3 protein-coding genes are annotated in these 12,191 nt (G+C 73.0%); all 3 read right to left on the reverse strand.

Features of this window, described 5'->3' with window-relative positions:
• Positions 1 to 50: 50 nt before the first annotated feature.
• The 3 genes from ACWC94_RS40655 to ACWC94_RS40665 all read right to left on the reverse strand — a co-directional run bounded on the left by ACWC94_RS40655 (position 51) and on the right by ACWC94_RS40665 (position 12,177).
• On the reverse strand, positions 51 to 845 hold the full coding sequence (locus ACWC94_RS40655) for an ABC transporter permease (protein WP_450802609.1): 795 nt from the start codon (positions 843 to 845) through the stop codon (positions 51 to 53).
• The gene (locus tag ACWC94_RS40660; protein ID WP_450802610.1) at positions 842 to 1,858 is read right to left on the reverse strand and encodes an ATP-binding cassette domain-containing protein; all 1,017 of its coding nucleotides are present in this window, start codon (positions 1,856 to 1,858) and stop codon (positions 842 to 844) included. The genes ACWC94_RS40655 and ACWC94_RS40660 overlap by 4 nt, the downstream gene beginning before the upstream one ends.
• A gap of 68 nt (positions 1,859 to 1,926) precedes the next feature.
• Entirely contained in the window at positions 1,927 to 12,177 is a 10,251-nt protein-coding gene (locus tag ACWC94_RS40665; protein ID WP_450802612.1) for an amino acid adenylation domain-containing protein, read from the reverse strand.
• Positions 12,178 to 12,191 lie beyond the last annotated feature (14 nt).

Here is a 12,191-nt window from a genome sequence, read left to right on the forward strand (position 1 = left end):
GCGCCCCCCCCCCGCGGGCGGGCGGCGCCCCCGCGGCCGTACCGCACGGGTCAGCGCTGGGCGGCGGCCTTCTGGTAGGCGCGCCCGGCCAGCGGCACGGTGACCGCGATCAGCAGCACAAGGACCACCAGGGCACTCGGGATGGGGTGCTGCGCCGGGAACGCACCGCTGGTGTCGCCCCGCTCGTTGCCGAACAGGTCCCTGCTGGCGGAGACCACGGCGCTGACCGGGTTCCACTCGGCCACGGCACGCAGCCAGCCCGGCAGGCCGTCCAGCGGCACGAACGCGTTGGACAGGAACGCCAGCGGCATCATGACGACACCGGCGAGCGCGCTGACGGCCTCCGCGTTGCGCAGCGTCAGCCCGATCAGGGCGCCCAGCCACGACATGGCGAAGCCCATGAGCAGGAGCAGCCCGAACCCGGCGAGCGTCTGCAGCACACCGTTGTGCGCCCGCCAGCCGATGAGGCAGCCGACGGCCGCCATCACGGCGCAGGTCCAGGCGACCATCACGGCGTCCGCCACGGTCCGTCCCACCAGCACCGCCGAGCGGGAGATCGGCAGCGCCCGGAACCGGTCCACCAGACCGTTGTTCAGGTCGCCGACCACCCCCACCGCGGTCGTGGTGATGTTGGCGAGCATCACCTGGGCGAAGATGCCCGCCATGATGTACTCCTTGTAGCCGCCCTGGCCCGGCACCCGCATCGCGCTGCCGAAGAGGTATCCGAAGACGACCACGAACGCCACCGGCATCACCGTGATGCCGAGGAGCTGTTCCGGCATCCGCCGGATGTGCCGCATCTGACGGCCCACGAGTGCGAACGAGTCGCTCAGTGCCTCGGTCATACGGTCTGCTTCTCCTTGGTCGCGTGGGACGGGGACTGCCCGGCGGAGCCGTCGGCCGTGCCCGCCGGTTCGGTGCGGTCGTGCCTGCCGGTCAGGGCGAGGAAGACGTCGTCCAGCGAGGAACGGTGCACCGCGAAGTCCTCCGGCTCGACCCCGAGCGCCTGCAGACCGGCGGCCGCGGCGGCGATGGTGCGCATCCCGCCGGTCAGCGGCACGGAGACGGTACGGCCCTCCTCGTCGACGACCGGTTCGGCCGGCGCGACGCCGGCCAGGCAGCGGGCGACGGCCGCCAGTTCGGCCCGGTCGGCCACGGACACCTGCAGCCGCTCACCACCGACCTCGCGCTTCAGCTCGTCGGGGGTCCCGTCGGCGATGACCACCCCGCGGTCGATGACCGCGATCCGGTCGGCCAACTGGTCGGCCTCCTCCAGGTACTGGGTGGTGAGCAGCACGGTCACGCCGTTGTCGACCTGCTCGCGGATCATGTCCCACAGGGCGAGCCTGCTGGTGAGGTCCAGGCCCGTCGTCGGCTCGTCCAGGAACAGCACCGGCGGACGGGCCACGAGGCTCGCCGCGAGGTCGAGCCGGCGCCGCATACCGCCGGAGTACGTCTTCGCCGGGCGATCGGCGGCTTCCACCAGGTCGAACTTCTCCAGCAGTTCCGTCGCGCGCTGCCGCGCCCCGCGCCGGCCCAGGTGCAGCAGCACCCCGATGAGCTGGAGGTTCTCCCGGCCGGTGAGACGCTCGTCGACCGCCGCGTACTGGCCGGTCAGGCCGATGCTGGCCCGTACCTCGCGGGGCTGGGTGGCCAGGTCGTACCCGGCGACGGTGGCCCGCCCCTCGTCGGGCGACAGCAGGGTCGCGAGGATCCGCACGGTCGTCGTCTTGCCGGCGCCGTTCGGGCCGAGCACACCGAGGACGGTGCCCGCGGGCACGGACAGGTCGATGCCGTTCAGCGCCTGGTGGTCGCCATAACGCTTGCGGAGGCCTTCCGCCGATATTGCCGTTTCCATGACGGCCACTCCTTCTGGGTACGGAACGGGTACGGGACTGCTTGCGGTACGGGGGGTGCGGGCGCCGCTCACGGCCGGCCCGGTTCGGCGGTCGCCTCCGAGAGACGGGCGAGCCGCTCCCGGATCACCCGGGCGATCTCGGCGGCGGGCGCCGGCTGGAGCAGGTGCCCGTGGTGGGCGTCGACCGGGTGCGTGGTGACCGCACCGGACACGTGCGGCCGCCAGGCGGCCACGGAGCGGGCCGTCTTGCCCACCGGGTCGTCGGTGCCGACCGTCGACACGAACAGCAGCAGCTCGCCGTCGAAGCGTCGCGGCCGGTAGTGGGCGCTGAGCTCGTGGTTGTTGATACCGACCTTCATGAACGCCGTGATGTGCCCCTCCTCCAGGCTGCCCAGCGCACTGTCCTTGGCCCGGATCAGCTGCATGGCCCGCGCGTGGTCGAGCGGCTCCCGGCGCAGTTCGGCCAGGTCGTAGCCGACGAAGTCGAGCAGGGTCTCGAGGATGTCCCGCTCCGTCGGCGGCACGTAGTCGTCGTCCTTCCACGACTCGTCGTACGGCGTCTGGTCCAGGTTGGCCAGCAGCGCCACCCGCTCACCGGCCTCGGTCAGCAGGGTGGCGATCTCGTGTGCCACCAGCGCGCCGAAGGACCAGCCGACGAGGTGGTACGGGCCGGTCGGCTGCACCGTGCGGATGCGCGCCACGTAGTCGGCGGCCATCTCCTCCACGCTGGTGTGGATGTCGCCCCGGCCGTCCAGCCCGCGGGCCTGCAGGCCGTAGACCGGGAACTCGGCGCCGATGTGCTGAAGCAGTGTGGAGTACGGCCAGCTGAGCCCGCCCGCGCCGTGCACACAGAACAGCGGGTGACGCTCGCCGCCGGTGCGCAGGGGCAGCAGCACTTCGAACCCGTCGCTGTCCTGGCCCGTGCCGAGCTTGTCCACGAGCTGCGCCACCGTCGGCGTCTCGAAGACGCCCCGGTTGCTGAGCTTGACGCCGAGCACCGAACGGATACGGCTGACCAGTTGCAGGGACGTGATGCTGTCACCGCCGAGCTCGAAGAAGCTGTCGTCGATCCCGACCCGCTCCACCTTCAGCACCTCGGCGAACAACTGGCAGAGCACCTCCTCCTGCGCCGAGCGCGGCCCACGGCCGGCGCTGGTGTGTTCCGGTGCGGGGAGGGCTTTGCGGTCGAGTTTGCCGTTGACGGTCAGGGGGAGTGCGTCGAGCTGGATGAATGCGGAGGGCACCATGTAGTCGGGCAGGGTGGAGGCGATGTGGTCGCGCAGGGTGTCCGTGTCGATGGTGTGTCCGGTGGTGGGGACGGTGTAGGCGACCAGGCGTTTCAGGCCGGGCTGGTCCTCGCGGACGATGACGGCCTGGTGTGCGACGCTCTCGTGTGTGGAGAGCAGGGTCTCGATCTCGCCGAGTTCGATGCGGAAGCCGCGGACCTTGACCTGGTCGTCGGAGCGGCCCAGGTACTCCAGTTGTCCGTCGCGGTTCCAGCGCACGATGTCGCCGGTGCGGTACATGCGGGTGCCGGTGGGGCCGTGGGGGTCGGCGACGAACCGTTCGGCGGTGAGTGCGGGGCGGCCCAGGTAGCCGCGGGCCAGGCCGGTGCCGGCGATGTACAGCTCGCCGGCGACGCCTGGTGCGACGGGGTGTAGACGGCCGTCGAGGACGTAGACGCGCGTGTTGTCGATCGGGGTGCCGATCGTGGGGACGCCGGTGCCTGGTCGGAGTGGTGCGGACATCGTTGCGGCGACGGTGGCCTCGGTGGGTCCGTAGGCGTTGGTCATGCGTCGTCCGGGGGACCAGCGGTCGACGAGTTCGGCGCTGGTGGCGTCGCCGCCGACGATGAGGGAGGTGAAGTGGGGGAACTCACCGTCCGGGACACTGGCCAGGGCTGCCGGGGGGATCAGGGCGTGGGTGATGCGCTGGGAGGTGAGTACGTCGGCGAGGGTTTCACCGGCGAGTGGGCCCGGGGGCGGGACGACCAGTTGCGCGCCTGCGGCGAAGGCCATGACCAGTTCCAGTACCGAGGCGTCGAAGCTGGGGGAGGCGAACTGCAGGACGCGTGCGTCCGTGGTGACGGCGAACCGTTCCAGTTCCGCGGCTGCGAAGCTCGCCAGACCCGCGTGCGTGACGACGACACCCTTGGGGCGGCCCGTCGAGCCGGACGTGTAGATGACATACGCCGGGTGACCGGGCAGCACGGGTACGTCGAGCCGTGAGCCGTCCGCCTCGTCGCTCAGAGAGGGGAGTTCGCGCAGGACCAGGGCCGGGTGGGCGTCGTGGAGCATGTAGTCGATGCGTTCTTGCGGGTAGTCGGGGTCGATCGGCAGGTATGCCGCGCCTGCCTTCACCACCGCCAGCTGTGCTACCACGATGTCGACCGAGCGTGGCAGTACGAGGGCCACCACGTCCTCGGTTCCCACGCCCCGGTCGCGCAGCCAGTGCGCCAGCCGGTTGGCCCGGGTCTCCAACTCGCCGTAGGTGACGGTGAGGTCGCCGTTGATCAGGGCGGGTGCCTGGGGGTTGCGGTCTGCCGCGGCCTCGAACAGGCCCGCGAAGGTGACGGGTGCCAGTTCGTGGGTCGTGCCTGCCCAGGGGCCCAGCAGTCGTGACCGTTCGTCCGCGGACAGGATGTCCACGGTTCCCACGTGCGCCGACGGGTCGGCCGCGATCGTTTCCAGCACCGTGACCAGCCGTGCGGCCAGTGTCTCCACCGACACCCGGTCGAACAGATCGACGGCGAACTCCACACTCCCGTGCAGCCCCTCCTCCGACTCGGCGAGCTGGAAGGAGAGGTCGAACTTCGCCGCGTCGAACGTGATCGGCTCCGGTGCGATCCGCAGGCCGTCGAGGTCGAGGGTGGCCGCCGCGTTGTTCTGGAAGGCGAGCATCACCTGGAAAAGAGGGTGGCGGGCCATGGACCGCTCGGGGTTGAGGACCTCGACCAGTCGTTCGAAGGGGACGTCCTGGTGGGCGTAGGCCGCCAGGTCCGTCTCCCGCACCCGCTCCAGCAGTTCCCGGAACGTCGGATCACCGGACAGGTCGGTGCGCAGGACCAGGGTGTTGACGAAGAACCCGACGAGGTCGTCCAGCGCCTCGTCCGTGCGGCCCGCGATCACGCTGCCGACGGGGATGTCGTCGCCGGCGCCGAGGCGGTGCAGCAGGGTGGCCAGGCCGGCCTGGATCACCATGAACAGGCTGGTGCCCGTCGTGCGCGCCAACTCCTGGAGCCGGGCGTGGAGTTCGGTGGGGACGTGGAAGGGGACGGTGTCGCCGCGGTAGCTCATCCGGGCCGGGCGCGGCCGGTCCGCGGGGAGTACGAGTTCCTCGGGCAGCTCGGCCAGAGCACCGCGCCAGTAGTCGACCTGGCGTGACATCTCTCCGACCGGGTCGTCCTCGTCGCCCAGGACGTCGCGCTGCCACAGCGTGTAGTCGGCGTACTGCACCGGCAACGGCTCCCACGCCGGTGCCGTACCGGCCTGCCGTGCCGCGTAGGCCTCACCGAGGTCACGGGCCAGGGGGCCCATCGACCAGCCGTCCCCCGCGATGTGGTGCACCACGAGGAGCAGGACGTGGTCGTCGTCGGCACGGCGGAACAGGGTGGCGCGCAGGGGCGGTTCGACGGCCAGGTCGAAGCCACGGGCCGTCTCCGCGCCGAGGGCCTCGGGGTCGTACGGGACCAGGGCGAGGGCCGGGCGGGCGGTGTCCGCGGGAAGGATCAGCTGGCGGGGCCGGGCCTCGGTGTCGGGGAACACCGTGCGCAGGCTCTCGTGGCGGGCCACGACATCGCCGAGGGCGGCTTCCAGGGCCGTCCTGTCCAGCGGTCCGGTGAGCCGTACGGCGAGGGGCATGTTGTAGGTGGCGCTCGGCCCCTCGAAACGGTTCAGGAACCACAGGCGGCGCTGGGCGGGGGAGAGGGGGATCTCCTCGGGGCGGGGACGGGCGGTCAGCGGCGGACGCGTGTCGCAGGCGTCGTCGATCCGTTCGGCGAGCGCGGCGGGGGTGGGTGCCTCGAAGAGGGCACGGACCGGGAGTTCGGCGCCGAGCCGGGAACGGACCCGGGTGGTGACGCGGGTGGCGAGCAGTGAGTGACCGCCGAGGTCGAAGAAGCTGTCGTCCGCGGAGACGCTCTCCAGGCCGAGCACCTCGGCGTAGATGGCGCACAACGCCTGCTCGCGCGCGGTGCGCGGTGCGCGGCCGGCGCCGCCGGCGCGCGGTGCCGGGGCGGGCAGGGCCTTGCGGTCCAGTTTGCCGTTGACGGTGACGGGCAGCCGGTCGAGGGCGACGACGGCGGCGGGCACCATGTAGTCGGGCAGGCGTTCGCCGAGGCGGCGGCGCAGCGTGTCGTCGGCGGGGACCCGGCGGCCGGCGACGGGCACGGCGTAGGCGACGAGTTCCCGGACCCCGGGGCGGTCCTCGCGGACCACGACGGCGGCCTGCGCGATGTCCTCGTGGGTCTCGAGCGCCGTGGCGATCTCGCCGAGTTCGATGCGGAAGCCGCGGATCTTGACCTGGTCGTCGATGCGGCCCAGGCAGTCGATGCGGCCGTCCCTGGTCCAGCGGGCCAGGTCGCCGGTGCGGTACATGCGGGTGCCGGGCGGACCGTAGGGGTCGGCGACGAACCGTTCGGCGGTCAGGCCCGGCCGGCCCAGGTAGCCGCGGGCCAGGCCGGCGCCCGCGAGGTGCAGTTCGCCGGGGACACCGGGCGGTACGGGGCGCAGGGAGCCGTCGAGGACGTAGGCCCGGTAGTTGTCCAGCGGGCGGCCCACCAGGACCCGGTCGCTGTCGGTGATGCGCTGGCCGAGTGCGTCGACGGTGGTCTCGGTGGGGCCGTACAGGTTGAAGGTGACTTGCCCCGGGAGACCGGTGAGTTCGCCGCGCAGGGCCTCGCCGAGGGGTTCCGCACCGAGGCTGACGATCAGCGGGCGCAGCTCCGGGTCGGCGGTGAGCCCGAGTTCGTGGAGCTGCTGGAAGTGGCCGGGGGTGGTGTCGAAGTGGTCGATGCGGCCGGTGCGCCGGATGTAGGCGTACAGGGCGGAGGCGTCGCGCCGGGCCTCGTCGTCGATGAGGTGGAGTTCGTGCCCGGCGAGCATCCACAGCAGCGGGTCGATCGCCGCGTCGAAGGAGAACGAGGCGGCGAGGGCGGCGCGCAGCCTGCGGTCGCCGGCGGTCGCGATGATCGGGCCGTAGAGCCGGCCGAAGTGGTCGTGGAAGAGGTTGACGACGCTGCGGTGCTGGACGGTGACACCCTTGGGGCGGCCGGTGGAGCCGGAGGTGTAGATGACGTAGGCGGCGTTGTCGGGGTGGGGCGCCCCGCCGCGCTCCGCGCTGGTGAGGTCGTCGCCGGACCAGGTGCCGTCCCGGTCGATGGCGTGCAGTTCGGCGAGGTCGGCGAGTTCGGCGGCGGGCCGGGCGTCCTCGAGCATGTGGGCGATGCGGTCGGCCGGGTAGTCCGGGTCGACCGGCAGGTAGACGGCACCCGCCTTGAGGACGGCGAGGAGCGCGACGACGTGTTCGGCCGACCGCGGGAGGCGGACGGCGACCGTGCGCTCGGGGCGGACGCCCTGTGCGATCAGGTGGCGGGCGAGCCGGTTGGCCCAGGCGTTGAGGGCGGCGTAGCTGAGGCGGATGTCCTGGAAGACGAGGGCGGTGGCGTCCGGGGTGCGGGCCGCCTGTGCCTCGAACAGGCCGCTGAGGGTGCCGGTGGGGTGGTCGCGGGTGGTGTCGTTCCACTCGTGGAGCACCTGCCGGCGTTCCTGCGCGGTGAGCAGGTCGGAGGCGGACAGCGGGCGGTCGGGGTGGGCGGTGAGGTCGTCGATCAGGCGCACGAGGCGGTCGGCCAGGTCCTGGGCGGTCTCCCGGTCGAAGAGGTCGGTGGCGAATTCGATGCCGCCGTCCATGCCGTCGGGCGTCCCGTCGGCGGTGAACCGTTCGGCGAGCACGACGGACAGGTCGAAGGCGGAGGTCTTGAGGCCGATGGCGCGGCCGGTGGCCCGCACACCGTCCAGGTCGAGGCGGGCCTCGGCGTTGTTCTGGAAGGACAGCATCACCTGGAACAGGGGGTGCCGGGCGAGGGAGCGTTCGGGGTTGAGGAGTTCCACGAGTCGTTCGAAGGGGACGTCCTGGTGGGCGTAGGCGGCCAGGTCCGTGTCGCGGACCCGGTCGACGAGTTCGGCGAAGGTGGGGTCGCCGGAGACGTCGGTGCGCAGCACCAGCGTGTTGACGAAGAACCCGACGAGGTCGTCCAGTGCCTGGTCGGTGCGGCCCGCGACCGGGGTGCCGAGCGGGATGTCGTCACCGGCGCCGAGGCGGTGCAGCAGGGCGGCGAGGGCGGCCTGCGCCACCATGAAGACGCTGGCCTGCCGGTCCCGGGCCAGGCCGGCGAGGCGGCGGTGCAGGTCGGAGGGGATGCTCAGGTCGACGGTGTCGCCCCGGTAGGTCATCTCGGGCGGGCGGGGCCGGTCGACGGGAAGGGTCAGCTCTTCGGGGAGCCCGTCCAGGGTGTGCCGCCAGTACGCGATCTGGCGGGCGAGTTCGCCGGCCGGGTCGTCCTCGTCGCCGAGGACCTCGCGCTGCCAGAGTGTGTAGTCGGCGTACTGCACCGGCAGTGGCTGCCAGTCGGGGGCGTGGCCGGCGCACCGGGCGCGGTAGGCGGCGCCCAGGTCACGGGCGAGGGGAGCCATGGACCAGCCGTCGCCCGCGATGTGGTGCAGGACCAGCAGCAGTACGTACTCGGTGCCCTGGAGGGCGAACAGGCGGGCGCGCAGCGGGGGTTCGGAGGTGAGGTCGAACTCCTTGGCCGCGGCGACCGCGAGGGCGTGGTCCAGCTCCTCTTCCGCGACCCCGATCACGGGCAGCCGCGGCGTGGCCTGCTCGGGGCCGAGGATCTGCTGGCGGGGGCGGCCTTCGGTCTCGGGGAAGACGGTGCGCAGGCTCTCGTGCCGGGCGACGACGTCGCCCAGGGCGGCGCGCAGCGCCTCGAGGCGCAGATCACCGCTGAGCCGCAGGGCCATCGGCAGGTTGTAGTTCCCGCCGGCGTCCTCGAAGCGGCCGAGGAACCACAGCCTGCGCTGGGCGGGCGAGAGCGGGATCTCGTCCGGGCGGACCCGGGCGGTGAGCGGGGTACGGGCTCGTCCGGCGGTGGTGAGGCGTTCGGTGAGGGCGGCCACGGTCGGGGCCTCGAACAGGGCGCGGACGGGCAGTTCGGCGCCGAACGCGGCACGGATGCGGCTGACGAGGCGGGTGGCGAGCAGCGAGTGGCCGCCCAGGTCGAAGAAGCTGTCGTCGACGGAGACCCGTTCGAGGCCGAGGACCTCGGCGAACAGCCGGCACAGCTCGGCCTCGCGGGCGTCGCGGGGCGGCCGGCCCTCGGCCGCGGCGCCGTCCGGGACGGGCAGGGCACGGCGGTCGAGCTTGCGGTTGGGGGTGAGAGGCAGTTCGGCCAGGGTGACGAAGGCGGAGGGCACCATGTAGTCGGGCAGCGTGCCCGTCAGGTGGGCGCGCAGTTCCCGGGCGCTCGGGTCGGCGCCGGGCACGGGGACGACGTAGGCGGCGATGGTCCGGATGCCGGGCCGGTCCTCGCGGGCCACGACGGCGGCCTGGGCGAGCGCGGGGTGCGTGGCGAGGGCGGCCTCGATCTCGCCGAGTTCGATGCGGAAGCCGCGGATCTTGACCTGGTGGTCGGCGCGGCCGAGGTAGTCGAGTTCGCCGTCGGCGGTCCAGCGGACCACGTCGCCGGTGCGGTACATGCGGGTGCCGGGCGGACCGTACGGGTCGGCGACGAACCGCTCGCCGGTCAGTCCGGGCCGGCCCAGGTAGCCGCGGGCCAGGCCGGCGCCCGCGAGGTACAGCTCGCCGGGGACACCGGGCGGTACGGGGCGCAGGGCGCTGTCGAGGACGTAGGTGCGCGTGTTGCGGATCGGGCGGCCGATGGTGGGCCGGGCGGGCCAGTGGTCGGGGTCCTCGGGCAGCGTCGTGGCGGTGACGACGTGGGTCTCGGTGGGGCCGTAGTGGTTGTGCAGCAGACGGCCGGTGCCGCGGTGGAAGTCCCGGACGCGCTTGCCGGGGACGAGGGCCTCGCCGGCCTGGGCGAGGTGGCGCAGCGCGGGCAGTTCCAGGCCCTGGCCGACGGCCTCCTCGCACAGGGCGTCGATGACCAGGTTGGGGGCGTACACCTCGTCGATGCGCCGGTCGTCGAGCCAGCGCACGAAGGCGGCGGGGTCGCGGCGGGTGTCCTCGTCGGGGATGACGAGGGTGCGTCCGGACAGGGTGGCGGACAGGATCTCCTGGGCGGAGACGTCGAAGCTGATCGCGGTGAACTGGGCGGTGCGCACCCCGGCCGCGCCGGGCAGTTCGTCCTCGTGCCAGGCGATCAGGTTGGCGAGGGCGCCGCCGGGCATGACGACGCCCTTGGGGCGGCCGGTGGAGCCGGAGGTGTAGATCACGTAGGCGGGAGTGAGCGGGCTCAGCGGCGCGGGGCGCTCCGCGTCGGTGAGGTCGGTGGCGGGCAGGCCGGCGAGTGCGCCGGTGGTGCCGGGGTCGTCGAGGAGCAGCGCGGGGATGTCGGTGTCCGCGGTGGGGGACGCCAGGCGGGGGCGGGTGGCCGAGTCCGTGAGGACGAGGGCGGGGCGGGCGTCGGCGAGCATGTGCGCGATGCGGTCGGCGGGGTAGCCGGCGTCGACGGGCAGGTAGGCGGCGCCGGACCGGAGGATCGCCCAGAGCGCCACGACGAGGTCGGCGGAGCGGGGCAGCGCCAGCGCGACGGTCCGTTCGGGGCCGGCGCCGTGGGCGAGGAGCAGACGGGCCAGGCGGGCCGACCGCGCGTCCAGGTCCCGGTAGGTGAGCCGGGTACCGGCGTGTTCGACGGCGACGGCGTCGGCGTGCCGGTCGGCGGTCCCGCGGAACAGGTCGGGCAGCGTGGTGGGGGCGCCGGGGCGGGCGGTGTCGTTCCACGCGGTCAGCACCTGCGTGCGTTCCGCGGTGGTCGCCAGGTCGAGGCGTCCGACGGGGGTGTGCTCGGCGCCGACGAAGGCGTTCAGCACCCGCAGCACGCTCTGGCCGACGGCGTCGGCGGCGGCCGTGTCGAACACGTCGGGGCGGTGGCTGAGGTCGAGGGCCAGGGTGGTGCCGGCGTGCACCATGAGCCCGAGCGGGTAGTGGGTGCCCTCGTGGCTGCGGCCGTCGACGACACCGAGCCCGCCGGCCGAGCGGCGCAGTCCTTCGGCGTCCACCGGGTAGTTCTCGAACACCAGCAGGGTGTCGAAGAGTTCACCGCCGACCGGGGTGAGCCGTTGGATGTCGGCGAGGCCGAGGTACTGGTGGTCCATGAGGGCGGCCTGCTGGTCCTGGAGGCGGTCCAGGAGCGCGCCGACCGGCTCGGCCGGGTCGAGCCCGACCCGCACCGGGAGCGTGTTGATGAACAGCCCGATCATGGACTCGACGCCGGGGAGCGTGGGCGGGCGTCCGGAGACCGTGCCGCCGAACACCACGTCGTCGCGGCCGGTCAGCCGGCCGAGGACGATCGCCCAGGCCGCCTGGACGACGGTGTTGACGGTGATGCCGCGTTCGCGGGCCCAGCGGGTCAGCCGGGCCGTCTCGTCCGCCGGGAGCTCCACACGGGTGCGGCCGGGGGCGACCGGTTCGCGAGCGGGGTCGGGCGCGGCGAGCAGGGTCGGTTCGTCGACGCCGTCGAGCACCTGCCGCCAGGCGTGCTCGGCTGCCGTGCGGTCCTGGGCGGCCACCCAGGCCAGATAGTCGCGGTAGGGGGCGACCGCGGGCAGCGCGGTCTCGTCGCGGCCCGCCCTGATCAGCCCGTACAGCTCGAAGAGTTCCCCGATGAGCAGGGCCCGGGACCAGCCGTCGAGCAGGATGTGGTGGGCGGTGAAGAGGAAACGGTGGCCGCCGTCGCCGAGGGAGATCAGAGTGAACCGGATGAGCGGGGGGCGCGCCGTGTCGAAGCGGCGGGCCCGGTCCTCGGCGGCGACCCGGTCGGCCTCGGCGCCGCGTTCGCCGGCCGGGAGGTCCGACAGGTCGATCTCGGACCAGTCCGGCTTCAGCGCGGCCGGGATGAGCTGGACGGGCTCGCCGTTCTTGCGGTACCGGAACGCGGCGCGCAGGCCGGGGTGGCGGCGCAGTACGGCCGCGCAGGCCTCGCGCAGCGCCCCGGTGTCCAGGCCGCCCTCGATGTCGAGGACGAACTGCATGGTGTAGGCGTCCGGCCCCTGGGTGTCGTACTGGGCGTGGAACAGCAGTCCCTGCTGGAGCGGAGAGAGCGGGAGGATGCCCTCAAGCCGCGGCTTCGACTCGGTCATTTCGCTTGTCTCCA

It is taken from the genome of Streptomyces sp. NPDC001135, from assembly GCF_053598395.1.

Coding starts and splice junctions, on each gene's coding strand:
- ACWC94_RS40655 (WP_450802609.1), bottom strand. CDS start 845: ATGACCGAGGCACTGAGCGACTCGTTCGCACTCGTGGGCCGTCAGATG.
- ACWC94_RS40665 (WP_450802612.1), bottom strand. CDS start 12,177: ATGACCGAGTCGAAGCCGCGGCTTGAGGGCATCCTCCCGCTCTCTCCG.
- ACWC94_RS40660 (WP_450802610.1), bottom strand. CDS start 1,858: ATGGAAACGGCAATATCGGCGGAAGGCCTCCGCAAGCGTTATGGCGAC.